At 71.3% G+C, this 26,766-nt stretch carries 28 protein-coding genes; 13 read left to right on the top strand and 15 right to left on the bottom strand.

Annotated elements, in window-relative coordinates:
* Positions 1 to 120 precede the first annotated feature (120 nt).
* The gene (locus IE226_RS23600; protein ID WP_190083316.1) at positions 121 to 648 is read left to right on the top strand and encodes a MarR family winged helix-turn-helix transcriptional regulator; all 528 of its coding nucleotides are present in this window, start codon (positions 121 to 123) and stop codon (positions 646 to 648) included.
* Between the two features lie 236 nt (positions 649 to 884).
* On the opposite strand, the gene IE226_RS23595 is transcribed toward IE226_RS23600, so the two are convergent.
* The 7 genes from IE226_RS23595 to IE226_RS23565 form a co-directional block, all read right to left on the bottom strand.
* A complete protein-coding gene (locus tag IE226_RS23595; protein ID WP_190083315.1) occupies positions 885 to 1,898 on the bottom strand; it encodes a maleylpyruvate isomerase family mycothiol-dependent enzyme in 1,014 nt (337 codons plus the stop codon).
* Positions 1,898 to 2,500 (bottom strand): RNA polymerase sigma factor, encoded by a 603-nt coding sequence (locus tag IE226_RS23590; protein WP_229871493.1) that lies wholly within the window; start codon positions 2,498 to 2,500, stop codon positions 1,898 to 1,900. The genes IE226_RS23595 and IE226_RS23590 overlap by 1 nt, the downstream gene beginning before the upstream one ends.
* Positions 2,501 to 2,569: 69 nt before the next feature.
* A complete protein-coding gene (locus tag IE226_RS23585; protein WP_190083313.1) occupies positions 2,570 to 3,610 on the bottom strand; it encodes an aminotransferase class V-fold PLP-dependent enzyme in 1,041 nt (346 codons plus the stop codon).
* 70 nt (positions 3,611 to 3,680) lie between these two features.
* Entirely contained in the window at positions 3,681 to 4,406 is a 726-nt protein-coding gene (locus IE226_RS23580) for a DsbA family oxidoreductase (protein WP_190083312.1), read from the bottom strand.
* A gap of 100 nt (positions 4,407 to 4,506) precedes the next feature.
* The gene (locus IE226_RS23575) at positions 4,507 to 5,022 is read right to left on the bottom strand and encodes a GNAT family N-acetyltransferase (protein ID WP_229871492.1); all 516 of its coding nucleotides are present in this window, start codon (positions 5,020 to 5,022) and stop codon (positions 4,507 to 4,509) included.
* 107 nt (positions 5,023 to 5,129) lie between these two features.
* Entirely contained in the window at positions 5,130 to 5,738 is a 609-nt protein-coding gene (locus tag IE226_RS23570; protein WP_190083311.1) for a DUF1349 domain-containing protein, read from the bottom strand.
* 5 nt (positions 5,739 to 5,743) lie between these two features.
* Complete coding sequence (locus IE226_RS23565) at positions 5,744 to 7,273, bottom strand: aldehyde dehydrogenase (NADP(+)) (RefSeq protein WP_190083310.1); 1,530 nt, start codon at positions 7,271 to 7,273, stop codon at positions 5,744 to 5,746.
* Between the two features lie 133 nt (positions 7,274 to 7,406).
* Between IE226_RS23565 and IE226_RS23560 the strand changes: the two genes are divergently transcribed.
* The 6 genes from IE226_RS23560 to IE226_RS23535 all read left to right on the top strand — a co-directional run bounded on the left by IE226_RS23560 (position 7,407) and on the right by IE226_RS23535 (position 12,918).
* Positions 7,407 to 8,177 (top strand): IclR family transcriptional regulator, encoded by a 771-nt coding sequence (locus IE226_RS23560; protein ID WP_160504308.1) that lies wholly within the window; start codon positions 7,407 to 7,409, stop codon positions 8,175 to 8,177.
* Positions 8,178 to 8,198: 21 nt separating this feature from the next.
* Positions 8,199 to 8,672: a GNAT family N-acetyltransferase gene (locus tag IE226_RS23555; RefSeq protein ID WP_190083414.1), complete on the top strand. Its 474-nt coding sequence runs from the start codon at positions 8,199 to 8,201 to the stop codon at positions 8,670 to 8,672.
* Between the two features lie 120 nt (positions 8,673 to 8,792).
* Positions 8,793 to 9,401 (top strand): hypothetical protein, encoded by a 609-nt coding sequence (locus IE226_RS23550; protein ID WP_190083309.1) that lies wholly within the window; start codon positions 8,793 to 8,795, stop codon positions 9,399 to 9,401.
* A complete protein-coding gene (locus IE226_RS23545) occupies positions 9,398 to 10,678 on the top strand; it encodes a sensor histidine kinase (protein WP_229871491.1) in 1,281 nt (426 codons plus the stop codon). Before IE226_RS23550 ends, IE226_RS23545 begins: the two co-directional genes overlap by 4 nt.
* The gene (locus IE226_RS23540; RefSeq protein WP_190083308.1) at positions 10,675 to 11,343 is read left to right on the top strand and encodes a response regulator transcription factor; all 669 of its coding nucleotides are present in this window, start codon (positions 10,675 to 10,677) and stop codon (positions 11,341 to 11,343) included. The genes IE226_RS23545 and IE226_RS23540 overlap by 4 nt, the downstream gene beginning before the upstream one ends.
* A gap of 126 nt (positions 11,344 to 11,469) precedes the next feature.
* Positions 11,470 to 12,918, top strand: a complete 1,449-nt coding sequence (locus IE226_RS23535; RefSeq protein WP_190083307.1) for a peptidoglycan D,D-transpeptidase FtsI family protein — start codon at positions 11,470 to 11,472, stop codon at positions 12,916 to 12,918.
* Positions 12,919 to 12,982: 64 nt separating this feature from the next.
* Here the strand turns inward: IE226_RS23535 and IE226_RS23530 are convergent, their stop codons facing one another.
* The 8 genes from IE226_RS23530 to IE226_RS23495 form a co-directional block, all read right to left on the bottom strand.
* Positions 12,983 to 13,699 carry a hypothetical protein gene (locus IE226_RS23530; protein WP_190083306.1) on the bottom strand — a complete coding sequence of 239 codons (717 nt, stop codon included), beginning with the start codon at positions 13,697 to 13,699 and terminating at the stop codon, positions 12,983 to 12,985.
* Entirely contained in the window at positions 13,696 to 14,058 is a 363-nt protein-coding gene (locus tag IE226_RS23525) for a PadR family transcriptional regulator (RefSeq protein WP_190083305.1), read from the bottom strand. The genes IE226_RS23530 and IE226_RS23525 overlap by 4 nt, the downstream gene beginning before the upstream one ends.
* A 2-nt stretch (positions 14,059 to 14,060) precedes the next feature.
* On the bottom strand, positions 14,061 to 14,819 hold the full coding sequence (locus IE226_RS23520; protein WP_190083304.1) for a CPBP family intramembrane glutamic endopeptidase: 759 nt from the start codon (positions 14,817 to 14,819) through the stop codon (positions 14,061 to 14,063).
* A gap of 142 nt (positions 14,820 to 14,961) precedes the next feature.
* The gene (locus IE226_RS23515; protein ID WP_190083303.1) at positions 14,962 to 15,765 is read right to left on the bottom strand and encodes an HAD family acid phosphatase; all 804 of its coding nucleotides are present in this window, start codon (positions 15,763 to 15,765) and stop codon (positions 14,962 to 14,964) included.
* A gap of 183 nt (positions 15,766 to 15,948) precedes the next feature.
* Positions 15,949 to 16,563 carry a TIGR03086 family metal-binding protein gene (locus IE226_RS23510; protein ID WP_190083302.1) on the bottom strand — a complete coding sequence of 205 codons (615 nt, stop codon included), beginning with the start codon at positions 16,561 to 16,563 and terminating at the stop codon, positions 15,949 to 15,951.
* Between the two features lie 130 nt (positions 16,564 to 16,693).
* On the bottom strand, positions 16,694 to 18,055 hold the full coding sequence (locus tag IE226_RS23505; RefSeq protein WP_190083301.1) for a S28 family serine protease: 1,362 nt from the start codon (positions 18,053 to 18,055) through the stop codon (positions 16,694 to 16,696).
* Positions 18,056 to 18,158: 103 nt separating this feature from the next.
* Positions 18,159 to 19,334 carry a hypothetical protein gene (locus tag IE226_RS23500; RefSeq protein ID WP_190083300.1) on the bottom strand — a complete coding sequence of 392 codons (1,176 nt, stop codon included), beginning with the start codon at positions 19,332 to 19,334 and terminating at the stop codon, positions 18,159 to 18,161.
* The gene (locus IE226_RS23495) at positions 19,331 to 20,284 is read right to left on the bottom strand and encodes a 5-dehydro-4-deoxyglucarate dehydratase (protein ID WP_190083299.1); all 954 of its coding nucleotides are present in this window, start codon (positions 20,282 to 20,284) and stop codon (positions 19,331 to 19,333) included. Before IE226_RS23495 ends, IE226_RS23500 begins: the two co-directional genes overlap by 4 nt.
* A gap of 271 nt (positions 20,285 to 20,555) precedes the next feature.
* Here IE226_RS23495 and IE226_RS23490 point away from each other — a divergent pair, with 271 nt between their 5' ends.
* The 6 genes from IE226_RS23490 to IE226_RS23465 all read left to right on the top strand — a co-directional run bounded on the left by IE226_RS23490 (position 20,556) and on the right by IE226_RS23465 (position 26,734).
* Entirely contained in the window at positions 20,556 to 21,365 is an 810-nt protein-coding gene (locus IE226_RS23490) for an NAD-dependent epimerase/dehydratase family protein (RefSeq protein WP_190083298.1), read from the top strand.
* 296 nt (positions 21,366 to 21,661) lie between these two features.
* A complete protein-coding gene (locus IE226_RS23485; RefSeq protein WP_190083297.1) occupies positions 21,662 to 22,432 on the top strand; it encodes a DeoR/GlpR family DNA-binding transcription regulator in 771 nt (256 codons plus the stop codon).
* 135 nt (positions 22,433 to 22,567) lie between these two features.
* The gene (locus IE226_RS23480) at positions 22,568 to 23,932 is read left to right on the top strand and encodes an ABC transporter substrate-binding protein (RefSeq protein WP_190083296.1); all 1,365 of its coding nucleotides are present in this window, start codon (positions 22,568 to 22,570) and stop codon (positions 23,930 to 23,932) included.
* On the top strand, positions 23,929 to 24,882 hold the full coding sequence (locus tag IE226_RS23475; RefSeq protein WP_190083295.1) for a carbohydrate ABC transporter permease: 954 nt from the start codon (positions 23,929 to 23,931) through the stop codon (positions 24,880 to 24,882). Before IE226_RS23480 ends, IE226_RS23475 begins: the two co-directional genes overlap by 4 nt.
* Entirely contained in the window at positions 24,879 to 25,748 is an 870-nt protein-coding gene (locus tag IE226_RS23470) for a carbohydrate ABC transporter permease (protein ID WP_190083294.1), read from the top strand. The genes IE226_RS23475 and IE226_RS23470 overlap by 4 nt, the downstream gene beginning before the upstream one ends.
* Positions 25,745 to 26,734, top strand: coding sequence for a zinc-dependent alcohol dehydrogenase family protein (locus IE226_RS23465; protein WP_190083293.1), 990 nt, complete (start codon positions 25,745 to 25,747; stop codon positions 26,732 to 26,734). The genes IE226_RS23470 and IE226_RS23465 overlap by 4 nt, the downstream gene beginning before the upstream one ends.
* Positions 26,735 to 26,766: the final 32 nt, after the last annotated feature.

Genomic DNA, 26,766 nt, shown 5'->3' with positions numbered 1-26,766 from the left:
TGGCAGGTTTATTGGTCGGCCAATTAATTGAACCGAGCGCCACCCTAACTCATTCCTTGGTCGGCCAAGTTATTCTGGTGGAACCAAACCGCGCCCCCTACTTCCCGCCCAGGAGCACCGATGAAAGCCCAGGCCGAGCCCGCCTGTCCGCTGCCCACCGCGAAACGGCGGGGACCCGTGAGCCACACCGTGAGCCGGGTGGCCCGGCTGCACCGGATCGCGGCGGGCAAGGTCCTGAAGAAGGCCGGGCTCTACCCCGGCCAGGAGTTCGTGATGATGTACCTGTGGGACGCGGGGGCCGCGCGGCAGTCGGACATCATCAAGGCCGTCGGCCTCGACCCGTCGACGGTCACGAAGATGCTCCAGCGCCTGGAACAGGCAGGACACGTACAGCGCCGCCCGGACCCGGACGACCGCCGCGGGGTCCTCGTGGAGGCCACGGAGACGAGCTGCGGATTGCTGGCGGACGTGGAAGAGGCGTGGGGCGAGCTGGAGGACCAGACCCTTGCGGGCCTCGACGAGAGGGACCGGGCGGAACTGGCACGGCTGCTCGGTCGGGTGGAGGCGAATCTGCGCGCGGAGACGGCGGATTGCCCGGAGGCCGCGAGGGCCTCGGAGTGCACGGAAGCGGCTGAGGGCGGGTCCTAGCGGGGACGAGGGCCGGCGGAGGGGCGGGCCCAGCGGGGCTGCCCCGTCCCGGGGCGGGGCCGCGCCGGTATGCCCGTCCTCGCCATCCGCCTCCGGACGCGGGGCCACTTCGACACCGGAGCGCCGCGAATCGTGCTCCGGGCGGAGATTCTCGTTCGTCCGGGGCTGGACGCGGGGTGATCAGGTGGGTGGGTGGGAGAGGGCTGTTCGGACACCCGGAACGCCGGGGGGAAAGGTCAGAGCCAGGCCAGGGACGCCGCCCGGGTCAGGACGCCGGTCGCGGCGGCCTCGTCACCGGAGAGGCCCCTGGGGACCACCTCCGGATCCACCCGCCCGCCCATGAGCCGGCAGAAGTCCACCGGGTCCAGGACCAGCTCCGCGCTCACCGGCTCCGCCCCTTCGCCCAGGATCCACGAGGCCTCGCCGCCCTCGCCCGCGACGGTCAGCGCGACGGCCGGCGTCCCGGAACCCAGGGCGAGGCCCAGGATCCGTACGGCGAGGCGGACCAGCTGCCACAGGTGAGGAGTGCGGGGCGGCGGGACCGGCAGATCGAGGGCCCTGCCGATGTCCTCCGTGTGCACCCACGCCTCGAAGGCCCTGACCAGGAAGTGCTCGGTCAGCGGAAGCCGGGCCCCCATCAACGTCGTGGCCCGGCCCGCGAGTTCCGGATCGTGGGCTTCCGGCGACGACAGGAGCGCCTTCGCCTGGGCCTGCCAGGACGCGACGGTCCCGGCCGGAGCACGGCCGCGCTCACGGGCGAGCACTTCCTCCGTACGCGCCGCCCACGCCTCGCGCCACGACGCCCCGTCCACGCCGTCGAACTCCCCCGCCACCCGCAGGCCCAGGCGCACCGCGAGCGGCTCGTCCGCGGCCAGCAGATGCGCGATCGTGTCATGGACGTCCCAGTCGTGCACGACAGGAGTCCCCCAGGGCCCGTGCTCGTCCAACTCCCCCAGCAGCGCCTGGAGTCCGGCGACGGCGGCGGCGTACGGCGCGGCGTGCGAGGCCGTGCGCGGAGCCGCGGGACGCGTCCGCAGGGCGAGGGACAGGCCACGCTCGGCGGGCAGGGGTCCGGCGGTGACGGGCGGCCCGTCCAGGTCCCGTACCACCGCCCGCAACCGCGTCGCCTCCGCCGCGCACGGATCGCAGTCGGCCAGATGCGGCGCGAGGATCCGCTCGTCCCCCGGCATGAGCGCGCCGACGGCCCAGGCCCCGATAAGTTCGCGTACGGCTTCGTGATCCGTGGTCATCACGCGCCTCTTTCGCCTGGAGCGTCGGCAAGTGCCGGGTCGGGTGGTTCGGTCAGGGCTTCGGCCAGCTTGCGCAGGGCCGTGCGTAATCGGGTCTTCGCGGTCCCCTCGGGAATGCCGAGTTCCACGGCCGCCTGGCGGTAGGTGCGGCCGGCGAAGTACGCCAGATGGACCACCTGGCGCTGCGGGAGCGGGAGCCTGGCCAGCGCGGAGTGCAGGAGCAGGGAGCGTTCTCGTGCCATGACCACGTCTTCCGGGGGCGGATCCGGGGTGGGGATGGTGTGCAGGGTCGCGTCGTCGGCGTGGGCCGCCTTGCGGTGGCGCTCCTCGCCGCGTACCCAGTCCACCGCCCGGCGATGCGCCAGCATGCTCAGCCAGGTACGCAGACTGCCGCGCCGCGCGTCGAACGCGTAGGGGCGCGACCAGAGATGGGCGAAGACCTCCTGGGCGACGTCCTCCGCCCCGGCGGGGCTGCGGGTGACGCGTCTGGCGATGCGGTGGACCAGCGGGCCGTACGTGTCGTAGACCTCGGCGAGTGCCGTCTCGTCGCCGTACACCAGGCGCTGGTGCAGGTCGGTGTCCGGATAGGACTGTTCCGCCACTGACACCACCGCCTCGTGAGGCCACCCCGTCCTGCATTCCTAGTGCCCCGCCGCCCGGCGCGCCAGGGTTCAGCCGGAGAGCACGTCAAGGATCCTGTCCACATCCGCCTCGGTGTTGTACAGGTGGAACGAGACGCGCAGGTGCCCCGCCCGTGCGGACGTGATGATCCCGGCCCGGCGCAGCCCGGGCTCCCGGTCGGCGAGTCCGGGGACCGAGACGATGGCGGACTCGCCGGGCACCGGCTCGTGGCCCAGGGCCGCGAGGCCCGCGCGGTAGCGGGCCGCCAGCGCCGTGTCGTGGGCGTGCACCGCCGCGATTGAGGTCTCCTCGACGTACGCAAGGGACTGGGCAGCGCCGTGGTACGCGAGGAAGGCGGGCGGTTCGTCGTACCGCCGGGCGCCGGGGGCCAGTTCGCTGAGCGGGCCGTACGTGGAGTTCCAGCTGTCCGCCGAAGCCATCCAGCCGGCGTGCAGCGGGACGAGGGATTCCTGCGCCTCCTCGCTCACCGTCAGGAAGGACGTGCCGCGCGGGCAGAGCAGCCACTTGAAGGCGCCGGTGACGGTGTAGTCGTAGAGGCTCGCGTCGAAGGGCAGCCAGCCCGCGGCCTGCGTGCTGTCGTTGAGGGTGCGCGCCCCGTGGGCGGCGGCGGCCTCGCGGACCGCCGTGTCGTCGGCGAGGCGGCCGTCGGCCGATTGCACGGCGGACCACACGACGAGGGCCGTGGTGGGGCGTACCGCTCCGGCGAGTTCGTCGAGCGGCGCGTAGCGGATCTTGAGGTCGCCGCGCACCACGAAGGGGTTGATGATGGAGCTGAAGTCCCCTTCGGCGATGAGGACTTCGGCGCCGGGTGGCTGCGCCGCGGCGATCAGTCCGCAGTGGACGGCGACCGAGCCGCCGGTGGCCACCCGCGCGCCGGGCACGCCGACGATCCGCGCGAAGGACTCGCGGGCGGCGTCCACGATCCCGAAGTCGCCCGCACCACCGCCCGCGCCGTTGGAGGCGGCAAGGCGCTGGACCGCCTCGACCGCGCGGGCGGGCAGCAGGCCGCACTTCGCGGTGTCCAGATACGTCGACGTGGGCGCGAACTCGGCGCCGTTGATGATCCCCATGGGATCAACTCTCGCGCCCGTTCACGCCCGCGTCCATCACGCGTGTGCGCGGGAGACCGGTCGGCGGCCCTTACGCGTTCTCGGCCCCGGCCTGCGGGACCGCGCAGCCGTCGGGGCCGCAGGCGTCGCCGTCCGCGAGGGTGGTGAGCGGCGAGCGGCTGCCCCAGGCCTGTTCGAGGGCCTGGCCGAACACGTCGGCGGGCTGGGCGCCGGAGACCCCGTACTTGCGGTCGAGGACGAAGAACGGCACGCCGTTCGCGCCGAGTTCGGCGGCCTCGCGCTCGTCGGCGCGTACGTCGTCGGCGTAGCGGGACGGGTCGGCGAGGACCGCGCGGGCGTCGTCCGCGTCGAGACCGGCCGCGACCGCGAGCTCCACGAGCCGCTCGTCGTCGTCGAAGACGGAGCGTTCCTCGGCGAAGTTGGCGCGGTAGAGGAGCCCGAGCAGCTCGTCCTGCCTGCCCTGCTCCTCCTTGGCGAAGTGGAGCAGCCGGTGCATGTCGAAGGTGCTGCCGTGGTCGCGGCCCTCGGTGAGGTAGTCGAGCCCTTCGGAGGATGCGTTCACGCCGAGATTCCGCTCGGCCTCCTTGGCCTGCTCCTCGCTCATGCCGTACTTCTTGGCGAGCATCGGGATCACGGGCCCGCTGTCGCCCTTGGCGCGTGAGGGGTCGAGCTCGAAGGAGCGGTGCACCACCTCGACGTCGTCGCGGTGCGGGAAGGCGGCGAGCGCCTTCTCGAAGCGGGCCTTTCCGACATAGCACCAGGGGCAGGCGATATCGGACCAGATCTCGACGCGCATGTGACTAGCTCTCTTCAGGTCGAACGGTAGTGCGGAGGGTCCCCCCGGTCAGTTGAAGAACGTACGACCCGGGCCGCTCATTCCCCGGACACCCTGGCCGTCACCCCGCCGTCACGGCCAGCCGCATCCGCAAGTGCGTGCCCGCGCCCTCGTCCGGCTCCGCGGGCTGCCAGCCGTGCCGGGTGTAGAAGGCCCGGGCGCGGTGGTTCTCGCGGTGGACGTCCAGGCCGGCCAGCCGGATGCCGTCGGCCCGCCACTCCTCCACGCAGGCGGCGTGCAGGGCCGTGCCGACTCCGGCACGCCAGTGGTCGGGGTCGACGTGGAACTGGAAGAGCGTCACGGTGTCCGCCGCCTCGCCCCCGGGCGTACGGAAGGACGCCACGCCCACGATCCTGCCCTCGCGGACCGCGCACAGCACATGCCCGTCACGGCGCTCGACGGCCTCCCGCCACAGCACGGTCCCGTCGACGCCCGCGTCCGGCAGCCCTTCGGGGTAGTACGTGGCGCGGGCGCGCGCGTGCAGGGCGGCGAGATCCGGGGCGTCGGCGGTCAGGGCGCTGCGTATGACGGTCGGCATCGCGGTCCGCATCGTCGTGGGAAGTGCTGAGTGGATCATGCTGCGACAGACGCGTTCCGGGGGCTCCGGGTTCCGAGTCCGTTCTCGAACGCCGGACGGGCCGGACACGGTCCGTCCGGCGTTCGAGGCCGTCTCGTAGCGGGGTACTAGGACCCGTCCCTGAGGCCCCGGGGCCAGTTCGGGCGGAACTCGATCCCGTCGAACGTCACCACGCACCCCTCCCCCACCGGGGACTGCGCCATGAAACCCACCAGCGCCGCGCCGGCCGTCTTCTCCTCGCCCAGGGAGAAGATCCGGACGAACGTCCAGTGCTCGCCGTCCGCGGACGCGTGGAAGGCGAACGCCGAGCCCGTGCGGCTGACGCGGAGCCAGACGCTGCTGCCGTCGACGACGAACGCGTTCGCGTCGTCGGAGCGGCCGCGGGTGACGACCGTGCAGACCGTCGCCTCGTCCGGCGACCGCTCCAGGCAGAGCTTGGCCCACTCCCGGTCGCCCACGTGCAGGTAGAGCACGCCCGCGTCGAACGCCGCCGCGAAACCGACCGTCACGCGGGCGATCAGCTGGAAGTCCCCCTCGGGCGCGCCGAGCAGGCGGGGCGCGTCGGACGCGGGGTCGAGCGCCTCGCCCGTCGGCGGCACGAAACGGTCCTGCCGGGCGCCGGCCCAGCCGGTGAGCACGCCGTCCTCGTACGACCAGTTCCCGTCGGGACCGTACGTACGCAAGGAGAAGGGCAGTTCGGGGATGTTGACGTCCATGGACGTCAGTGTTCCAGGCGCCCGTCGTAGCGGCGCGGGAGCCCCAGCGGATTGTCGTCACGCAGCTCGGGCGGGAGCAGCGCCTCAGGCGTGTTCTGGTACGCCACGGGACGCAGCCAGCGCTCGATCGCCGTGCCGCCCACGGAGGTGGAGGTCGACGTCGTCGCCGGGTAGGGCCCGCCGTGGTGCTGCGCGGGCGCCACCGCGACCCCGGTCGGCCACCCGTTGACCAGGACGCGTCCGGCCAGCGGCGTGAGTTCGGCGACCAGCTCCGCGCCGCGCCCCTCGCCCGCGGCCTCGTCGGCGGACAGCTGCACCGTCGCCGTGAGGTTGCCGGGAAGCCGGGTGAGCACGTCAGTGATCTCCGCCTCGTTCTCGTAGCGCGCGACGACCGTGACGGGGCCGAAGCACTCCTCCAGGAGCAGGTCGTGCTCCCCCTCGGTGGCGAGCTTGGCCGCCGGGACCGTCAGGAAGCCCGGGCTCACCGTGTGCTCGCCGCCCGCGCCCGGCGTCACCGGCGCTTCCACGTCGGGCAGTTCGCCCCGCTCGCGCACGCCCGCGACGAAGTTGTCCCGCATCCGGTGGTCCAGGAGCACCCCGGCCTCGGTGTCGCTGACCGCCTCCGTCAGGGACTTGAGGAACCGGTCGCCGCCCGTGCCCGCCGGCGCGAAGACCAGGCCGGGCTTGACGCAGAACTGACCGACGCCGAGCGTCATCGAGCCCGCGAGACCGGTGCCGATCTCCTCCGCGCGCTCGGCCGCCGCCGCCTCGGTCACGACGACCGGGTTGAGGGAGCCGAGCTCGCCGTGGAAGGGGATCGGCACGGGGCGGGCCGCCGCCGCGTCGAAGAGGGCACGGCCGCCGCGGATCGATCCCGTGAAGCCCGCGCCGGAGACGAGCGGGTGCTTGACCAGCTCGACTCCCGCCTCGAAGCCGTGCACGAGGCCGATGACGCCCTCGGGGATGTCGTGCCGGGCCGCGGCCCGGCGCAGCGTCGCCGCGACCAGTTCGGAGGTGCCGGGGTGGTCCGGGTGCGCCTTGACGACCACGGGGCAGCCCGCGGCGAGCGCGCTCGCGGTGTCGCCGCCGGGCACGGAGAAGGCGAAGGGGAAGTTGGACGCGGAGTAGACGGCCACCACGCCCAGCGGGATCTTGTAGCGCCGCAGGTCCGGGATGGGCGGGGTCGCGCTGCTGTCGGGGTGGTCGATGACGACGCCGAGGAAGCCGCCCTCGTCGACCACGTCGGCGAAGGCCCGCAGCTGATAGCAGGTGCGGGCGAGCTCGCCGGTGAGCCGGACGGGGCCGAGCGCGGTCTCCGCGTCCGCGGCCTCCACCAGGTGGTCCTTGGCCTCGTCGAGCAGTTCGGCCGCGGAGCGCAGGAAGGCGGCGCGTACGGTGCGGTCGGCGAGCGCGTCGAGGGCGGCCAGTGCGGCGCGTACCGCCTGATCCACCTCTTGGGCTGTGGCTTCGACCGCAACCTGTTCGCGCTGCTTCCCGGTTCGGGGGTCGACACTCCAGACTGGTGCTGCTGCCACCGCGGGTCCTCCAGAGGTGATGCCTCAGATGTGCTGCCACCCACCTGGGCTGTTCGATATGCTGAACGCTGTCTCCGATGATGAACCGGAGACTTCGGAGACTATTTCTCGTCGAACTAAGGGGTCAAGGGCGATGTCGGCTGGCGAGACTGGCGGAGCACAGGTCAAGTCCGCGGTGCGGACGGTGGAGTTGCTCGAATACTTCGCGGGCCGCCCCGGAATGCATTCTCTGGCCGCCGTGCAGGAGGCCGTCGGGTACCCCAAATCCAGCCTGTACATGCTTCTTCGTACGCTGGTGGAGCTCGGCTGGGTGGAGACGGACGCCACCGGCACGCGGTACGGCATCGGGGTACGGGCCCTGCTTGTCGGCACGTCGTACATCGACGGCGACGAGGTGGTGGCGGCGGCGCGTCCGACGCTCGACCGCCTCTCGGACGACACCACGGAGACGATCCACCTCGCGCGCCTGGACGGCACGAACGTCGTCTACCTCGCCACGCGCCAGTCCCAGCACTATCTGCGCCCCTTCACCCGGGTGGGCCGCCGGCTCCCCGCGCACTCGACGTCCCTGGGCAAGGCGCTGCTCGCCACACACACCGACGAGCAGGTCCGCAAGATGCTCCCGGAAACGCTGCCCGCGCTGACCGAGCACACGATCACCGACCGCGAGAAGCTGATCGAGGAACTGCGCACGGTCCGCGAGCAGGGCTTCGCGGTGGACCGCGAGGAGAACACGCTCGGCCTGCGCTGCTTCGGCGTCGCGATCCCGTACCGCACGCCCGCGCGGGACGCGATCAGCTGCTCCGTGCCGGTCGCGCGGCTGACGCCCGCGCACGAACAGATGGTGAAGGACGCGTTGTTCGACGCACGGGACCGTTTGACACTGGCGACTCGTAGGCTCTGAGCCATGGTGAGCACGGAAAGCATCGATATCAGTCTGCGCCCGGTGCACGACAGCGATCTCCCGGTCTTCTACCGGCAGATGAACGATCCCGAGTCGAACCACGTGGCGGCCTTCACCTCTCCGAAGACGGCCGACCGGACCCTCTTCGATGCCCACTGGAAGAAGCTCCGGGAGTCGCCGGACGTCGTCGCGCGTACGGTCCTCGCGGACGGGGACGTGGTGGGCAGCGCGTGCGTCTACGGCGAGCCGGGGGAGCGGGAGGTCACGTACTGGATCGACCGCGCGTACTGGGGTCGCGGCCTCGCGACGGCGGCGCTGCGTGCCCTCATCGCGGAGGTCCCGGAGCGACCGCTCTACGCCCGTGCGGCCGCGGACAACACGGGGTCCCTGCGGGTGCTCGAGAAGTGCGGGTTCCGGGTGACGGCACGTGCCAGCGGGTTCGCGCACGCGCGGGGCGAGGAGATCGCGGAGGACGTTCTTCTGCTGGAGGGGTGAGTCAGGCGTCGTTTGCCGGCGGGTGAGTCCGGCGTCATTCAGCCCCCTCCCCCGCGCGGCGGACCCGGATCATCGTCGCGCAGGACGTGGCCCGTGCCCGGTGACGGGAGCGTGGAGGGCATGAAAGCCCTCCGCGCCGTGGCCATCGCCGCCGCTCTCCCCTACCTCGCCCTCAAACTCGGCCTGGCCCTCGGCGCCCTGTTCGTCCGCTACGCACGCGACCGCTGGGGCCACCTCTGGCGGGGCCGGGTCCCGGACCTGTCCCGCGGCGGTTCCGGGCGGGGCGTCGCAGTCGCCGCCTCCCTGCTTGCCGTCGTCCCGGCCGCCCTGCACCTCCTGTGGCTCACCGGCTCCGCCTTCGCCCTGAACGAGGCCCGGATCGAGGAGCGTACGACCGACTTCTACGTCCTCGAAGCACTGGACATGGTCTACCTCGGCTCCGCCGTGGCGGGCGGGTTGCTCATCGCCTTCCGGTGGGCCCCCGCGCTGCCCGTCATGGTCCCGCTCGCCCTGGCCTGGCTGGGCTCGGGGGCGATCGTCTGCTGGGGCGGCCGGCTGCTGCTCGCCTCGTTCGTCGGCGTGGACGACATCGCCCGGCAGCCGACGGCGGGAATGCTCCTGACCTACGCTGTGCAGATGATCGTCGGGACGCTCGTGGCCATCCTCGGAGCACACTTCCTCGGGGAGCGCTCGGGCGCGGTCACCACGGCGGCGCGGTGCCCCGGGTGAAGGCTTTTCCGGCGGCCCTGACGGTCCTCTTCGGGCGGCGGGCCCGGCGCCGGTGGGTCCATCTGATCCTCGGCGGCGCGCTCGCCATGCCGTACGTCTTCGTGGGTTCCGTCGTCGTCGGGCCGCTGCTCGGCGAGGAGAACGTCTTCGGTTCGTTCACCTCCCAACTCGGCTCCTTCGCCGTGGGGTTGCCGCTCGCCGCGGTCACCGCCCTCTTCCCGCTCACGCGGCCCATGTCGGTGGCCGCCGTACGCGCGCTGTGCGACGTGCCGGGTGATGTGCTCGCCGACGGGCCCGCCCGGTCCCGGCAGACGCGCGGGCGCACCGTCGCGTGGTTCACGCTGCATCTCGGGTTCGGCGGAATCATCAGCGGGATGTCCCTCGCCCTGCCGCCGTTCGCGGCGGTGCTGGTCGTGCTGCCGTTCGCCGCGGCGGTGCGGGGCAGCCGGGTCGGGATGCCCGAGGTCTTCGGCGAGGGCTGGCTGCTCGCGCTCTCGCCGATCGCCGGGATCCTCTTCCTCGTCGCGCTCGCGGCGTGCGCGGCGGCGGCCGGGAGCCTGCTCGCGCGCTGGGCGCCCGCTCTCCTCGGGCCCTCGCCCGCCGACCGGCTCGCGGCGGCCGAACAGCGCGCCGCGGACCTCGCCGTACGCAACCGGCTCGCGCGGGAGCTGCACGACTCGGTGGGACACGCCCTGAGCGCCGTCACGCTCCAGGCGAGCGCCGCGCGCAGGGTTCTCGACCGCGACCCGGAATTCGTCCGCGACGCCCTGGCCGCCATCGAGGAGACGACCCGGCGCACGGTGGGCGAACTCGACGCGGTCCTCGGAGTCCTGCGGGAGGGCGGCACCGGCGAGGCGAGCCCGACGGCGCCCGCCCCCACCCTCTCCGCCGACCTGGACGGGCTCCTCAAGCGCACCCGCGCGGGCGGCCTGCGGGTCAGGGCGACGGTCGAGCTCGGCCCCGGCGGCCCGGACGCCCTGCCCGCGATGGTGTCCCGCGAGGCCTACCGCATCGTCCAGGAGAGCCTGAGCAACGCGTTGCGGCACGCGGGCCCCGACGCCCCGGTGACCCTCCGCATCGCCCTGGACGCCGCCGACCTGGAGATCGTCGCGGAGAACCCGCTGCCCGCCAAACGCCCCGCATCCCGCCCCGGCGGCGGCCACGGCCTGCGCGGCATCACCGACCGGGCCAGGCTCCTGGGCGGCACCGCCGAGGCGGGACCGGTGAACGGCAGCTGGCGGCTGGACGTACGACTTCCCCTGAAGGGACCCGCATGACCGAGACGGCAGTCGGCCCGATCCGCATCGTGCTCGCCGACGACGAGCGCATGGTGCGCACCGCCCTGCGCGTGATCCTCTCCGCCGAGCCCGGCCTGGAGGTCGTCGGCGAGGCGGCGAGCGGCGCCGAGGCGGTGTCCGTCGTGCGCGAGCTGCGGCCCGACGTGGTGCTCATGGACGTGCGCATGCCGGAGATCGACGGCATCAGGGCCACCGAGCAGATTCTGCGGACGCTCGCCGATCCGCCGCGCATCGTGGTCGTGACGACCTTCGAGAACGACTCCTACGTGTACGAGGCGCTGCGCGCCGGGGCCTCCGGGTTCCTGCTCAAGCGGGCCGACGCGGACTCCCTCGTCCAGGCGGTGCGGCTCGTCGCGCGCAGCGACTCGCTGCTCTTCCCGGCCGCGGTGCGCGCCCTGGCCGCCGAGCACGGGCGCGCGAAGCCCGCGCCGCCGGCCTGGGTGGCCAGGCTGACAAGCCGCGAGAGCGAGGTGCTGCGGCTGATGGCGGCGGGCCTGACCAACGCGGAGATCGCCGGTCGGATGGGCGTCGGCCCCGCGACCGTGAAGACGCACGTGGCGTCGGTGCTCGCCAAGACGGGGGCGCGGGACCGTACGCAGGCGGTGATCGCGGCGTACGAGGCGGGCTTCATGAACACCGACTGAGGCCGGGGCCGCCGCCTGTCGCAGTCTGCCGACATGCCGCCGAGCCACCGAGCCGCCGTATGAAGAATCTCTGAGAAAACCGGCAGAACGGAACGAATACATCCGCGCCGCTCGTCCTTTCACGGGATGAACAAGACGATCAGGCGCGCCTCGGTCTTCACCCTGCTGCTCGTGGTCGCTCTCCTTGTGCGGGCGACCTGGGTGCAGTTCTACGACTCGAAGGCGCTCGCGGACGACAAGCTGAACCGGCGCAACGCGATCGAGCAGTACGCGAACCCGCTCGGCGACATCATCGTGGGCGGTGACGCGGTCACCGGCTCCGAGCGGACGAAGGGCAGCGACCTCAGGTACAAGCGCACGTACAAGGACGGCGAGCTGTACTCGTCGGTCACGGGCTACAGCTCACAGGTGTACGGAGCTACGCAGCTGGAGGGCATCTACAAGGACGTCCTCGACGGCACCGACACGCGGCTGAAGAACCCGCTCGACACGGTGACGAACAAGCGCGCCGATCCGGGTGACGTGGTCACGACGATCGACCCGGCCGTGCAGAAGGCCGCGTACAAGTCGCTGGGCGACAAGAAGGGCGCGGCGGTCGCCGTCGATCCGAAGACGGGCAAGATCCTCGGCATGGTGTCGTCTCCCTCGTACGATCCCTCGGACATCAGCGGTTCCTCCGACTCCGATGAGTGGTCGGCGCTCCTGAAGGACAAGGAGAAGCCGATGGTCAACCGCGCACTGCGGCAGCCGCTGCCGCCGGGTTCCACGTTCAAGCTGGTCGTCGCCGCCGCCGCGCTCGAAGACGGGCTCTACGACTCGGCGGACGCCGGGACCGACAGCCCCAACCCGTACACGCTGCCCGGCACGACCACCGTCCTGAAGAACGAGAGCGCGAGCGCGCCCTGCGAGAACGCCACGATCCGTACGGCGTTGCAGTACTCGTGCAACAACGTCTTCGCGAAGCTGGCCGTCGACCTGGGCCAGGACAAGGTCAAGGCGATGGCCGAGAAGATGGGCTTCAACACCGACAAGCTGGATGTGCCGGTGCGCGCCTCCGAGAGCGTGTACCCCTCGGACATGGACAAGGCCCAGACGGCGCTGACCGGCATCGGCCAGTTCGACGTGACGGCGACGCCGCTTCAGATGTCGATGGTCTCGGGAGCGATCGCCAACGGCGGTGAGCTGCTCTCGCCGCACATGGTCTCGCAGATCACCGACTCGGACGGCGATGTCCTGGAGTCCTACGACGACGCGGACTCCCGGCGGGTGATGAGCGAGGACACGGCGAGTCAGTTGCAGTCGGCGATGGAGACGGTCGTCGAGAAGGGCACGGGCACGAACGCGCGCATCAGCGGCGCGGACGTGGGCGGCAAGACCGGCACGGCCCAGCACGGCGAGAACAACAGCAAGACGCCGTACGCCTGGTTCACCTCGTACGCCAAGGGCGGCGACGGCAAGGAGGTCGCGGTGGCGGTCATCGTCGAGTCCTCGGACGCGGCACGGTCGGAGGTGAGCGGCAACGGCCTGGCGGCGCCGATCGCCAAGGCGATGATGTCGGCGGCGCTGGACCGGTAGCCGCCTCCCGCGGGTCCGGGGCGTGAGCGGGGTGCCGGTCGGGAGACACGGCACCCCGCGCGGCTCAGCGGCGCGAGCGCCGGACCTGCCGGCCCCAGAGGGCGGCAAGTGGCACCAGCGCCCCCACCACCGCTCCCCCGGCGAAGCCGAGCCCCGTACCGGAGTCCGAGTCGTCCAGGGCCGCGGTGACCACCGCCAGGACGAGGGCGACCAGCGCGAAAGCCACCAGGAGGTAGAACCGCCCGCTGAAGAACCGCCCCCGCCCCGGCGCCTCCGGCGGCTCGGAGATCTCCGCGTCTGGCCCGAGGCTCGCGGCCACCGGCCGCTTGAACCACGCGTACACGAGCCAGTTCCCGCACGCCTCCCAGCCGTCGGGGGCGAGCCGCTCGTCGAGCCCTTCGCGCCCCCGCGTGACCAGCTCGCGCCGGTACTCCCACCGCTGGGGCCGTTCCAGGTCCCGGTGGCTGACGAAGCGCCCGAGCGCGTCGACCCGCTCGACCTCCCACCCCTCGCCGCCGAAGCGGTTCAGGAGCTCCTCGTCGACGTACGTGTCGGCGGTCCACCGCCACGTCTCGACGTGCGCGTCCGGGGCCTCGGGCCCCCGGCTCCCCGTGGGCGCGAGCTCGCGGGCGAACTCCTCCGCGGGCCCGAACTCCGCCTCCGGGTCCGCCCCGCCCGACTCCTCCAGGTGCGCCGCCAGATCGGCGAGGGTCGCCTCGACGTGGTCGGCGGGCATCCCCCGCGTCCGCAGCCGCTCGGCGAGATCGTCGAACCAGGTCATCGCACACCCGCCTTCGCCAGGACCTCACGTACGGAAGCGTCGAAGGCGAGCCACAGCCCGCCCTGCTCGCCGAGCGTGGCGCGCCCGGCGTCCGTGAGGGAGTAGTAGCGCCGGCCGGGCCCCTTCTCGGTCGCCCGGAACTCGGCGGCGACCAGGCCCGCCTCCTCCAGGCGGTTGAGCACGGGGTAGAGCGTGCCGCCCTTGATCTGGCCGAAGCCGGCGGCGCCGAGCAGCTTGGCGATCTCGTAGCCGTAGCTCTCGCCGTCGGTGAGGCTGGCGAGCACGAGCAGATCGAGGACACCCTTGAACCAGCTGGCCCGCCGGTCGGTCTTCGCGCCTCCGGAGGCGGGTGCGGCCATGGTCAGTTTCCCTTCGGGGCGGGCACGTGCACGGGCACGCTGCCGATCGGCTCCGGCTCGGGGAGCGTCAAGTCCCGTACGGAGAGGGCGACATGAATGACGACGGGCAGCAGCAGGCTTCCGGTCGACACATAGACCCCGGCGAACAGCGCCCCGACGAGGCCGAAGGCGATGAGGCCGCTGCGGCCCTGGTAGAGGCCCGCGACGGCGTACACGAGTACCGAAAGGGCCGCCGCGGCGTAGACGTCGAGGCCGAGCACGCCGACACCGAAGGCGATCAGGAGCCCGCGGTAGACGAGTTCGGCGCAGATGCCGTCGGTCACGGCGACGGCGATCGCGAGGCGGCGCTCCTGTGCCGTGCGCGGCAGCATCGCCTGGATGGAGGCGAGCCCCGGCACGTTCCTGCCGCCCTTGGCGAGGGCCCGCATCTTCCGCCCCGAGCTCACCGCGACGGCGATGAAAACGGCGATGACGACGGTCGTGGCCAGCGGCGATTCGGGCACCGCGATGCCGAGGTCGGCGGCGGTCATGTCCGGCGAGAGCAGCAGGGCCGCCGCGGCGAGCGCGGCGAGGACCCACCAGAAGACGAGCACGAAGGTGAAGTAGCCGACGAGGGCGCGGGGTTCGGTGTCCCGGCGGCGGGCGAGCGAGCCGTACAGACGGCGGCCGAGCCAGGGCTCTCCGAACAGCAGATAGGCGCCGACGGCGGCCGTGACAGCCGTGGAGGCGGTCGAGAAGTCCGGCGTGATCGATATGGCCATGGCGGGGTCCCCCTTCCCGAAGGGGCCGCGCGGCGCGTGCCGCACGACCCCATGAGCATGTGAGCTACCTAGACCGTAAAGCGACCTAGTCAGGAATGCAACCTATCTCGCGATGCTCACCACCGCTCCGCCGGGCAGCGGACTACTCGACGAAGTACGTCGGGTTCGGGAGCTTGTACGTCTTGTCCGCGTAGCCGCCCGCGAGGTCGGAGACCTGGTCGCCGAAGCTGCCGACGATGTTGTAGCCGGTCGACTCGATGTGCTTGCGGGTGCCTTCCTTGAACTGCACGGTCGTGCACTCCCACTTGGCGGGGGTGGCGCAGTGGCCCAGATAGGCGGGCGGGGCGGTCTTGTTCTTGGTGAACACGTGCTTGGTGTCGAGCTGCGTGTCGTACCCGGCCCTGGCGAGGTTGGTGACGGCGCCCTCGCGCTGGGCCTCGCTCAGGCCGGTCAGGAAGAAGACCTCGATGCCCTTGCCCTTGGCGTACGAGACGAGTTCGGGCATGCCGAAGACGGCGGGACGCTTGGCCTCCTTCACGTACGCGTCCCAAGTGGCGCCGTTGTACGTGTAGTTGGTGGACTTCTCGTAGTCGAAGCTGAGCAGCGAGGTGTCGTCCACGTCGAGCACGATCGCGGGCTTCTTGCCGTGCCGGGCGCTCTTCGCGCCGTGCGCGGCGGCCTTCCTGATGTCCTTCTTCGCCTTGGCCTGGATGCGCGCCAGGTCCTTGGCGTACGGGCTGTCGGGCGAGGACCGCCAGACGCCGCCGGCGTCCTGGTGCGCGCCGTAGTAGTCGTCTATCTCGCCGACGAGCAGGCCGATGTTGTGGGGTTCGGCGGTGTGCCGTGCCGCGGCATTGTCGGCCGTGGCGGCACCTGTGCCGTACAGCGCGGCGCCGGCGACGGCACAGGCGGTGGCGATGCCGGCCACCCGTAGGGACTTGCGCATGGGTCGAATTCTCCGGATCGGGTCGGGGCCCTGGGGCCTGTTCAGGGGCAACAAGTTCGAGCAGGTCAACGCCTGTCTACGCGCACTGTCTACGCGCATCACACGCTTCGCCGCGAGACCCTTTGCCCGATCGATACCTGATCCGGGGAAAGCCCGGTACTTACGACGCCCCCGGGGCGCGCCCTACGCCGCCGGCGTCCAGCCCGGGTCCCGGCCGCTGAGACCGATCACGCGGTCGAGGCGCGAGGCGTCGTCAGGCACCGGGAAGACGGCCCCGAACAGACTGTCGCCCGACCTGGCGGCCTCCGTCCCCTCCCCGCCATCCTCCGGCTCCTGCGGTGTCAGCAGGGCCTTGGCCACCCCGAGGCTCATCGCGTCGGGCTCGTACGCCTGGCCCGTCGCCCGCGCCAGGTCCCAGCCGTGCACGACGAGCTCGTCCAGGGCGACGGCGCCCGCGACGGCACCCGGCAGATCGACGCCGCCCGCGCGGGTCATGCCCTCCCACGCGGCCGGGTCGCGCCAGGCCTCCACCAGTTCGTCGAGCAGCTTCGGCAGCTCGGCACGCCAGCCGGGGCCGATGTCCGGCACGACGCTGCCGGGGTCCCGGTCGAGGCGGGGCCCGAAGTCCTTGCGCGCGGCGTCCCGGAACGCGCCGGTCAGACCGATCAAGTGGCCGAGGAGATGGCGCACCCGGTACTCCGGACAGGGCGTGGCCCCTTCGAGCTGCTCGTCGGTGACGCCTGCGGCGACGGCCGCCACAAGCCGGGCCTGCGGCGCGAAGTCGATCATCTCGGTCATGAATCCTCCCGAATCCCGGCGGCCCCGCCCCCGCGGACCGCTGCCTTGCCCTGTAGACCGGTCCGACGCGCGGAACTCATCGCCGGACCGGCCGCCCGGGACTCGGGGCTCGGGACTCGGGAAGGCAGGCCTACTTCACGTCGGCCCAGCGCTTGATCGTCGCGGTCACCTCGGCCTGCTCGGCCGCGGGGAGCTTGGCGATGGAGGCACCGTGGTTCGAACCGGGGACCTCGTAGCGGTAGGAGTCGCGGTGGCTCGGGGTGAACTTCTCCGCGCTCCACGGGTCGTTCTCGCCGTAGATGAACATCATCCGCTGGCCCCGGGTCTTCACCCAGCGGTCGACGTCGGCGATGGTCCTGTTGTTGTACGAGCCGCGCATCTCCTCGGGAAGGACCGAGTTGGGCTGGTAGATGTCCGGGTAGCGCCGGACGTCCTCGAGGTGCTTGAACTTCAGGTCGGCCCAGCCGAGTTGGGTGGCGGCCTGGCGGTAGTAGGGGCCCGTGCCGTTGGTGCCGAGGGTCTCGTCCTGGTAGACGCTGAAGCCGTGCTTCTTCGACCAGTCGTAGAGCTCGTCGTCGCCTGCCTTCTTCGCGTCGGGCACGGTCGGGCAGTTGTCGACGCTGCCGCTCTGCCAGAAGTTCCACACCTGGTCGAGCACCGCGAACTCGTAGGCGCGGTCGGTGGTGCCGAGCGTCTCCTCGAAGGTGTCGCCCGCCGCCTTCGCGTCCGCCTCGAACTTCGGCAGCAACGCCTCACGACGTACGAGCATCTCGCGCTGCACGGCGTTCAGCGCGCTGCGGCACTCGGCCGTGCCGACCGCCCTGAAGAAGCGTTCGTAGCCGCTGTCGTCCCTGTTGTTCGCGTCGTTCGGGGCCACGAACGCGACCACGGCGTCCAGGTCGCCGGGGTAGAAGCGCTCGTGGTACGTCGCCGTCATGCCGCCCTTGCTCGCGCCCGTGCCGAGCCACTTGCCCTTCTCGATGCCGCGCAGCGCCTGCGTGAGGCGGTGTTCGTCGGCGGCCTCCTGCTGGACGGTGAGCTTGGACCAGTCGGAACCCGCGGCGCCCGCGGGACGGGACCGCTCGAAGTAGCGGTGCTCGACGCTGACCTGGTTGGCGTCGATCAGCTTGGTCAGGGCGGTGGTGTTCGAGGCGAGGGTGTAGCCGCCGGTGTAGAGGACGGTCGGCTTGTCCGTGGCCTTGTGCCAGAGCGTGGCGCGCTGGGTGAAGGTGCCGGCGCGGGGGTTGCCGTGGTCGACGGGCTGGGCGTACGTGAGGGTGTAGAAGGGGTGGCCCTCCCTGTCGGCCACGGAGACGACCTTCATGCCGGGGATCTTCTCCAGCTGGTCCCGGATGCCGCTCGATGCGCCGGCCTGCCTGTCACCGGCCTGCCCGTCACCGGCCTGCGCGGCGGCGGGCACGGCCCCGCCGAGTACCGCCGCGCCCGCCATGAATCCGGCGCAGACCAGCGCCGATATCCCCTTGTCGCGCACCTTGTCTCCTCGTACTGGAGCGAAATGGTTGCGCGGATGGTAACCGCTTCCACTTCTGGTACGACAGAGGCTTTTGCTGCTGCGACAGGTGCTATTCCTGTTGCTACAAGGGCTGTTCGAGGTGCTCCAGGGCCTTGGTCACGTGCGCCAGATCCGCGTCGGAGGCCAATCCGGCGTGGTAGAGCCGCAGTTCGTCGGCGCCCAGCGTGCGCGCGTGCGCGGCGTCGGCGGCGAGGGTGGCCGGGCTGCCGCCCATGCCGGAGACGACGGTGAGGTTCGCGGCGAGGGTGGTGCGGGCCGTGCGGTGCGCGTCGAAGGGCTTGAGGGCTCCGGCACCGCCCGTGCAGGGCACGACCACGCCGTCGGCCACGGAGAGGATGTGCTCCGGGTCCACGCCCGCGTTGGCGCCGCAGTGGTACGCCACCGGGTCGGCGTGCAGCAGCACTCGGAAGCCGTCCGGGGCGGCGGCACGCACGGCCGCGATCGCCTCCTCCTGGAGTGTGCGGGCGGTTTCCTCGCGCCACGCGCGCGTGGCGGCCGCCGTCTCGGCGCCCAGAAGCTTCTCCACAGCTTCCCAGCCGCCGGCGGGCTCCTCGCCGCGCCACACGGGCTCCAGGGCGCGACGGACTCCGGCCGCGAGGTCGTCTGGGGCGAGCCCCCGCGCCGCGTACCCCGCACCGCAGTCCGCGCAGAAGCACAGCGACATGAGGTACTGCCCGGCTTCCCCGAGCGGCACCCCCGCGATCTTGTCGTGGGCGTGCAGATGCGCGAGGCCGTACCAGCCGAGGGACTCCAGTTCGGTGCCGCGCGCGCCGGGGCGTACGGCGGCCTCCGCGGCGAGGTCGACGAGGTACGCGCGCGTGGCGGGCCGTGCGATGCAGGGGGCCCAGGGGTAGCGGTCTCCGTAGGCGTTGACGACGGAGGTGTCCGGGTGGTCGGCGCCCATACGGGAGTTGTGGGCGAGGACCACCCAGGTGTGCACGTCGAGCCCGGCACCCGCCAGCGCGTCGGCGGCCTCTCCGTAGGCGTCGCCGGGGGCCCAGTGGCCCGCCGCGTACGGGCGCAGCTCGCGGCCCTGCCACCGGTCGCCGGGCTCGTAGAGCACCGCCGCGTGCTCGGCGGTGACGATGCGGTGGCGGGGGTGGCGCGGGGTCAGGGCGCGGGTGGAGTGGTAGGCGGAGGCGAGGGTGACCTGCCGGACGCCGAGGCCGGCGACACGGGCGGGCGCCCCGGGGTCGCCGACGACGTCCCAGGGGTAGAGGAAGGCTGAGGCTCTCACGCGCTCTCCTCCCGCAGCAGGGCGCGCCCGCGCTCGGTCAGTTCGGCCAGGCGCTTGATGTGCTCGTCGGCGGGTTCGTGCAGCGGCGTCCGCACCCCGCCGACATCGAGCCCGGCCAGGCGCACGCCCGCCTTGACCAGCGACACGGCATACCCGCGACCCTCGCTGCGCAGCTCCACGAAGGGCCGGTAGAACCCGTCGACGAGACGGTTCACCAGGGCGTCGCCCTCGGCGGTCCCTGCGTTGAAGGCGCGGTGGAAGGCGAGCGCGATGTCGGGCGCGAAGCAGAAGGCCGCCGACGAGTAGAGCGACACGCCGATGCCCCGGTAGGCGAGCCCGGTCAGCTCGGCGGTGGGCAGGCCGTTGAAGTAGAGGAAGTCCTCCGGGACTTCCTCGCGCACGGCACTGACGATGCGCTGCATCAGGTCCATGTCGCCGAGGCCGTCCTTGAAGCCGATGATGCCCTCGGTGCGGGCGAGCTCGACCACCGTCCGCGGGGTGAACACGGCGTTGTCGCGCTGGTAGACGATGACGTCGAGGGAGGTCGCCGCGGCCACTTCGGCGTAGTGGGCGAGCAGCCCCTCCTGCCCGGCCACGACGAGATAGGGCGGCATCGCGAGCAGCCCGTCGGCGCCCGCCTCCTCGGCGAGCTTCGCGTACCGCACGGCGAGCGCGGTGCCGTACCCGGCGCCCGCGACGACCGGCACCCGGCCCGCCGACTCCTCGGCGGCCGCGGCGACACACGCCCGGAACTCCTCGGGCGTCAGGGCGTGGAACTCTCCGGTGCCGCAGCAGGCGAACACGGCTGCCGCACCCGCCTCGATCCCCGCGCGCACGTGCGCGCGGAAGACGTCGAGGTCGACGGAGCCGTCCGGGCCGTAGGCGGTGACCGGGAAGAACAGCGGCCCGCTGGGGATGTTGAGTCGAGCGGCGAGGGGTGCTGACGTCACGGGCTCTCCCTTAGCGTGCACGTTTCTGATCCACGTCTATATTTCTGAACGCCCCCACGCTAAGCCGCCCTTCGAGCCCCGGTCAAGCCGCAAGGTCGACAAGAGAAGCGTGATTCGAGAGCGGATTCGCCGCCTCCGTACGACACTTGACGCGAGGGAATATTGATCCCTAGATTGTCTACGGATGTGAACACTGTACGTACATGCGAATGTAGCGCCGAGCTGCCGATGAGGCGCCGCTGAGCCCCAGCTGATCTGAGGAGACTCCCTCATGCCCGCTCCCCGCACCATCCTGCTCACCGGCGCCGCAGGCGGCCTCGGCACCTTGATGCGGGGGCTCCTTCCGGCCCACGGTTACGCGCTGCGGCTGCTCGACGTGCGGCCCGTCGAGGGCGAGCCCGACGCGATCACGGCGGACCTCGCCGACAAGAAGGCGCTGCGGGAGGCCGTGCGGGGCGTCGACGCGGTCATCCATCTCGCCGGGATCTCCCTGGAGTCCTCCTTCGACAAGATCCTGCGGGCGAACATCGAGGGCACGTACAACCTCTACGAGGCGGCACGCGAGGAAGGCGTTCCCCGCATCGTGTTCGCCTCCTCCAACCACGCGGTGGGGTTCACGCCCCGCCCCGTCGGCGACGATCCGCTGATCCCGGTGGACACGCCGCGCCGCCCCGACACGTTCTACGGCCTCTCGAAGTCCTTCGGCGAGGACCTGGCCCAGTTCTACTGGGACAAGCACGGCATCGAGACGGTCTCGGTGCGGATCGGCTCCTGCTTCCCGGAGCCGACGAGCGTGCGGATGCTGTCGGTCTGGATGAGCCCCGGTGACGGCGCCCGCCTCTTCCACGCGGCGCTGACCGCCCCCGGGGTCGGCCACACCGTGGTGTACGGCTCGTCCGCCAACACGCGGCTGTGGTGGGACCTCACGTCGGCGCGGGCGCTCGGTTACGAGCCGCAGGACGACTCCGAGCAGTACGCGCAGAAGCTCGTCGCCGAGCAGGGGGAGCTCGACCCCGCGAACCCGGACCACGCGCACCTCGGGGGCCACTTCTGCAAGAACCCGCCGGTCTGGCCCTACTGAGTCGCGCACTCGTCCAGCACTCGGTCCCGTACTCAGTGCGGGCGCCTGCCGGAAGGGCAGAAATCAGCCCTTCCGGCTGGGCGGATGACCTTCAAGAACCTGAATCGGGCAGGAAACGGGCGACCTCTACCCCCCGAACGGGCAGCCCTTCCGCCCGGAACAGAGGCCGTGGCGCTGCCAAACGGGCAGAGACGGGCACCATCGCCCGCACTCCGAGCCTGTTCACACACCGTCCCCCGCTGTAGAACTTCCCCACAGGGCCCGAACGGGCACAGCGAGGGAAGGAGGCGGCATCCATGACCGCGGAAGAGCGACAGCGGGAGATCGTCAAGGCGGCGCGGACCTCCGGCTCCGTGGACGTGACCGCGCTCGCCACCGAACTGGGCGTCGCCAAGGAAACCGTCCGCCGTGACCTGCGCGCCCTGGAGGACCACGGGCTGATCCGCCGCACCCACGGCGGCGCCTACCCCGTGGAGAGCGCGGGCTTCGAGACGACCCTCGCGTTCCGCACCACCATGCACGTCCCCGAGAAGAGAAGGATCGCCACCGCCGCCGCCGACCTCCTCGGCGACGCCGAAACCGTCTTCGTCGACGAGGGCTTCACCCCGCAGCTCATCGCCGAAGCACTCCCCGAGGCCGCCAAGGGACGCCCGCTGACCATCGTCACCGCGTCCCTGGCCACCGCCGGCGCCCTCGCCGAGGCCGACAACATGTCCGTGCTTCTCCTCGGCGGCCGCGTCCGCCCCGGCACCCTCGCGACCGTCGACCACTGGACGACGCGCATGCTGGCCGGCTTCGTGATCGACCTCGCCTACATCGGGGCCAACGGCATCTCCCGCGAGCACGGCCTGACCACGCCCGACCCCGCCGTCAGCGAGGTCAAGGCGCAGGCCATCCGCGCGTCACGGCGCACCGTGTTCGTGGGCGTGCACACCAAGTTCGGGGCGACGAGCTTCTGCCGGTTCGGGCACGTCGGCGAGCTGGAGGCGATCGTCACGAGCACGCAGCTGCCCGCCTCCGAGGCACACCGCTACTCGCTCCAGGGACCGCAGGTCATCCGCGTCTGACACCCCCGCCCGGCCTCCCTCACTGCCCCGCCCCTCACGGCACATCTCGTGATGCCGCACGCCCGAAAACCCCCTCCCGACGCCCCGACGCACCCCTCACCCCACCCACAAGTCCCCATACGTCCAGGAGCATTCATGCGAACCCAGAGCCGACGGAGGCCGCGCGTACTCGCCGCGGCAGCCGCAGGGACGCTGCTTGCCCCGCTGCTCTCCGGCTGCTGGGCCGGGGCGGGCGGGACCGGTTCCGGCGACTCCATCAACGTACTGATGGTGAACAACCCGCAGATGGTCGAACTGCAGAAACTCACCGCCGCCCACTTCACCAAGGAAACGGGCATCAAGGTGAACTTCACCGTCCTGCCCGAGAACGACGTCCGCGACAAGATCAGCCAGGACTTCGCCAACCAGGCGGGCCAGTACGACGTCGCCACGCTCTCCAACTACGAGATACCGATCTACGCGAAGAACGACTGGCTGCACGAACTCGGCTCGTACACCAGGAAGGACAAGGCGTACGACGAGAAGGACGTACTGCCGTCCATGCGCCAATCCCTCACGGGCGACGACGGCAAGCTCTACGGACAGCCCTTCTACGGAGAGTCGTCCTTCCTGATGTACCGCAAGGACGTCTTCGAGAAGGCCGGTCTCACCATGCCGAAGAACCCCACCTGGCAGGAGGTGGGCAAGCTCGCGGCCGAGGTGGACGGCGCCGAGTCCGGGATGAAGGGCATCTGCCTGCGCGGTCTGCCGGGTTGGGGCGAGCTGATCGCGCCCCTGACGAGTGTGGTGAACACGTTCGGAGGGACGTGGTTCGACAAGGACTGGAAGGCCCGGCTCGACTCCCCCGAGTTCAAGAAGGCGACGCAGTTCTACGTGGACCTCGTCCGCGAGCACGGCGAGTCCGGAGCCGCCCAGTCCGGCTATGCCGAGTGCCTGAACAACCTCACCCAGGGCAAGACGGCCATGTGGTACGACGCCACGGCCGCCGCCGGTTCCCTGGAGTCCGCCAAGTCACCGGTCAAGGGCAAGATCGGCTACGTACCCGCGCCCGTGGAGAAGACGAAGAACTCCGGGTGGCTCTACACCTGGGCCTGGGGCCTGCAAAAAGCCTCGCGCAACCCCGACAAGGCCTGGAAGTTCGTCTCCTGGGCGTCCAGCAAGGAGTACGAGGAGCTGGTCGGCGAGAAGATCGGCTGGTCCAACGTCCCCGCGGGCAAACGCTCCTCGACGTACGACAACCCCGAGTACGTCAAGGAAGCCGCCGCCTTCCAGGACGTCACCCACGACGCCATCGAAGGTGCCCGGCCGAACGACCCCGGCGTGCAGCCCCGGCCCGCGCCCGGCATCCAGTTCGTCGGCATCCCCGAGTTCACCGATCTCGGCACGAAGGTCTCCCGGGAGATCAGTGCGGCCATCGCCGGGCGCCAGTCGGTCGAAACGGCCCTCGAGAAGTCGCAGAAGCTCGCCGAGAAGATCGCCGAGGAGTACGAGGGACGATGACCGTTACCGCGAGCACCACCACCGTCGCACCCGCCACCGCGCGCACCCCCGCACCCAGGGCGCCGGGAAAGCTGCGCGCCTGGGCCACCAGGGCCCCGCTCCTGCCCGCCCTGATCTTCATGGTCGTCGTCACCCAGCTGCCGTTCGTGGCCACGCTGGTGATCTCCTTCTTCGACTGGAACGCCCTCTACCCCGACGCCCGCAGCTTCGCCGGGCTCGACAACTACTCCGAGGTCCTCACCGACCCCGACCTGCGCAAATCCGTCCTGACGACCATCGTGCTCACGGCCACCGTGGTGATCGCGAGCCTGGTCATCGGGCTCGGTCTCGCCCTGCTCCTCGACCGGAGGTTCCGGGGCCGCGGAATGGTGCGCACGCTGCTCATCGCGCCCTTCCTGCTGGTGCCGGTGGCCGCCGCGCTGCTGTGGAAGCACGTGCTCTACAACCCCGAGTACGGCCTCTTCAACGGCCTGCTCCACTGGTTCGGCGGTGACGGCGCGGCCCAGCCCGACTGGGTGTCCAACACCCCGCTGCTCGCCATCGAGGCCTCCCTGATCTGGCAGTGGACGCCCTTCATGATGCTGATCCTGCTCGCGGGACTGCAGAGCCGTGACAGTGAGCTCATCGAAGCGGCCCGGATGGACGGCGCGGGCAACTGGCAGATCTTCCGCCACCTGACGCTGCCCCACCTGCGCCGCTATCTGGAACTCGGCGCGCTGCTCGGCTCGATCTACATCGTGCAGAACTTCGACGCCGTCTTCACGATCACCTCGGGCGGCCTCGGCACCGCCAACCTGCCCTACACCGTCTACCAGAGCTTCTACCAGGCCCACGAGAACGGCCTGGCGTCCGCCGCCGGTGTCCTCGTCGTCATCGGCTCCATCATCATCGCGACCTTCGCGCTGCGGGTCGTCTCGTCCCTGTTCCGTGAGGAGGCGGCCCGCTCATGAGCACCGCTGCGACGCGCGTACGCACTCAGCCCGGCAGCCGCTTGCGCATCCGGGGCTCCGCGGGGCTCGGTCTGGCCGCCTGGCTGGCCGGCATCCTGTTCTTCCTGCCCATCGCCTGGATGACGCTGACGTCCTTCCACTCCGAGGAGGACGCGGCCACCAACCCGCCCTCGCTGGCCGCCTCGCTCACCCTGGACGGCTACCGCGAGTTCTTCGGCTCGGGCGGCGGCGCGAGCCCCTGGCCCTCGCTGATCAACTCGACCGTGGCGTCGGTGGCGTCCACCCTCCTCGTGCTGCTCCTCGCACTGCCCGCCGCGTACGCCCTGTCCATCAGGCCGGTGAAGAAGTGGACGGACGTCCTGTTCTTCTTCCTGTCGACGAAGATGCTGCCGGTCGTGGCGGGCCTGCTGCCGATCTATCTGTTCGCCAAGAACACCGACATGCTCGACAACATCTGGCTGCTCGTCATCCTCTACACCTCGATGAACCTGCCGATCGCGGTGTGGATGATGCAGTCCTTCCTCGCCGAGGTGCCGGTCGCGATCATCGAGGCCGCGCAGATCGACGGGGCGCGGCTGCCCACCATCCTCGGGCGCGTGGTGGCCCCCATCGCGCTGCCGGGCATCGCGGCGACCTCCCTGATCTGCTTCATCTTCAGCTGGAACGAACTCCTCTTCGCACGGGTGCTCACCGGCGTCGTCGCCCAGACCGCCCCCGTGTTCCTGACCGGCTTCATCACCAGCCAGGGCCTGTTCCTGGCGAAGGTGTGCGCCGCGTCGCTCGTCATCTCCCTGCCGGTGCTCGCCGCGGGGTTCGCCGCCCAGGACAAGCTGGTCCAGGGCCTGTCGTTGGGAGCAGTCAAGTGAAGGCCGCCATCATCGAGTCCGTCGGCAAAGCTGTGGTCGGCGAGGTGCCCGACCCCACTCCGGGGCCGCGCGACGTCGTCGTCGAGGTCGCCGCGTGCGGCCTGTGCGGAACCGACCTGCACATCCTGCAGGGCGAGTTCGCGCCCACGCTGCCGGTGGTGCCGGGGCACGAGTTCGCGGGCGAGGTGGTGGGGCTCGGCCGCGAGGTCACGGAACTCGCGGTCGGCGACCGGGTGGCCGTCGATCCCTCGCTCTACTGCTACGAGTGCCGCTACTGCCGCACCGGCCACAACAACCTCTGCGAGCGCTGGGCCGCCATCGGCGTCACCACGGCGGGCGGCGCGGCCAAGTACGCGGTGGCGCCCGTCGCCAACTGTGTGCGGCTGCCCGAGCACGTACGCACTCAGGACGCGGCCCTCATCGAGCCGCTGTCCTGCGCGGTGCGCGGCTACGACGTGCTCCGCGCCCAGCTCGGCGCCCACGTCCTGATCTACGGCTCCGGGACGATGGGCCTGATGATGCTGGAGCTCGCCAAGCGGACGGGCGCCGCGAGCGTGGACGTGGTGGACCTCAACGCGGACCGCCTCGCCACGGCGCGGCAGTTGGGCGTATCGGGGTCGGCCGCCGGGGCGGACGAGCTCGACCGGCCGCAGGGCTGGGACATCGTGGTCGATGCCACGGGCAACGCGAACGCGATCCAGGACGGCCTCGGGCGGGTCGCCAAGGCGGGTACGTTCCTGCAGTTCGGCGTCGCCGACTACGCGACGCGGGTCGAGATCGACCCGTACCGCATCTACAACCAGGAGATCACCATCACCGGGTCGATGGCGGTCCTGCACAGCTACGAGCGGGCGGCGGAGCTGTTCGCCGCCGGTGTCCTCGATCCCGACGTGTTCATCAGCGACCGGATGCCGCTGGACTCGTACCCCGAGGCGCTCGACCGGTTCGCTTCGGGTGTGGGCCGGAAGATCGTGGTCGTGCCGTAGGAGCGTTCCCCGCGGGGCTTTCCCCGGTCCCG

Origin of the sequence: Streptomyces longisporoflavus (assembly GCF_014649775.1) — a bacterium.
Lineage (GTDB): Bacteria > Actinomycetota > Actinomycetes > Streptomycetales > Streptomycetaceae > Streptomyces > Streptomyces longisporoflavus.
The sequence above is the reverse complement of the archived record's forward strand: the minus strand, read 5'-3'. Positions and strand labels throughout refer to the sequence as shown.

Excerpts from the sequence above, each read along its gene's own strand:
- IE226_RS23600 (WP_190083316.1), top strand. The coding sequence starts at position 121 with ATGAAAGCCCAGGCCGAGCCCGCCTGTCCGCTGCCCACCGCGAAACGG.
- IE226_RS23595 (WP_190083315.1), bottom strand. The coding sequence starts at position 1,898 with ATGACCACGGATCACGAAGCCGTACGCGAACTTATCGGGGCCTGGGCC.
- IE226_RS23585 (WP_190083313.1), bottom strand. The coding sequence starts at position 3,610 with ATGGGGATCATCAACGGCGCCGAGTTCGCGCCCACGTCGACGTATCTG.
- IE226_RS23580 (WP_190083312.1), bottom strand. The coding sequence starts at position 4,406 with ATGCGCGTCGAGATCTGGTCCGATATCGCCTGCCCCTGGTGCTATGTC.
- IE226_RS23575 (WP_229871492.1), bottom strand. The coding sequence starts at position 5,022 with ATGATCCACTCAGCACTTCCCACGACGATGCGGACCGCGATGCCGACC.
- IE226_RS23570 (WP_190083311.1), bottom strand. The coding sequence starts at position 5,738 with ATGGACGTCAACATCCCCGAACTGCCCTTCTCCTTGCGTACGTACGGT.
- IE226_RS23560 (WP_160504308.1), top strand. The coding sequence starts at position 7,407 with ATGTCGGCTGGCGAGACTGGCGGAGCACAGGTCAAGTCCGCGGTGCGG.
- IE226_RS23550 (WP_190083309.1), top strand. The coding sequence starts at position 8,793 with ATGAAAGCCCTCCGCGCCGTGGCCATCGCCGCCGCTCTCCCCTACCTC.
- IE226_RS23540 (WP_190083308.1), top strand. The coding sequence starts at position 10,675 with ATGACCGAGACGGCAGTCGGCCCGATCCGCATCGTGCTCGCCGACGAC.
- IE226_RS23535 (WP_190083307.1), top strand. The coding sequence starts at position 11,470 with ATGAACAAGACGATCAGGCGCGCCTCGGTCTTCACCCTGCTGCTCGTG.
- IE226_RS23530 (WP_190083306.1), bottom strand. The coding sequence starts at position 13,699 with ATGACCTGGTTCGACGATCTCGCCGAGCGGCTGCGGACGCGGGGGATG.
- IE226_RS23525 (WP_190083305.1), bottom strand. The coding sequence starts at position 14,058 with ATGGCCGCACCCGCCTCCGGAGGCGCGAAGACCGACCGGCGGGCCAGC.
- IE226_RS23520 (WP_190083304.1), bottom strand. The coding sequence starts at position 14,819 with ATGGCCATATCGATCACGCCGGACTTCTCGACCGCCTCCACGGCTGTC.
- IE226_RS23515 (WP_190083303.1), bottom strand. The coding sequence starts at position 15,765 with ATGCGCAAGTCCCTACGGGTGGCCGGCATCGCCACCGCCTGTGCCGTC.
- IE226_RS23510 (WP_190083302.1), bottom strand. The coding sequence starts at position 16,563 with ATGACCGAGATGATCGACTTCGCGCCGCAGGCCCGGCTTGTGGCGGCC.
- IE226_RS23490 (WP_190083298.1), top strand. The coding sequence starts at position 20,556 with ATGCCCGCTCCCCGCACCATCCTGCTCACCGGCGCCGCAGGCGGCCTC.
- IE226_RS23485 (WP_190083297.1), top strand. The coding sequence starts at position 21,662 with ATGACCGCGGAAGAGCGACAGCGGGAGATCGTCAAGGCGGCGCGGACC.
- IE226_RS23480 (WP_190083296.1), top strand. The coding sequence starts at position 22,568 with ATGCGAACCCAGAGCCGACGGAGGCCGCGCGTACTCGCCGCGGCAGCC.
- IE226_RS23475 (WP_190083295.1), top strand. The coding sequence starts at position 23,929 with ATGACCGTTACCGCGAGCACCACCACCGTCGCACCCGCCACCGCGCGC.
- IE226_RS23470 (WP_190083294.1), top strand. The coding sequence starts at position 24,879 with ATGAGCACCGCTGCGACGCGCGTACGCACTCAGCCCGGCAGCCGCTTG.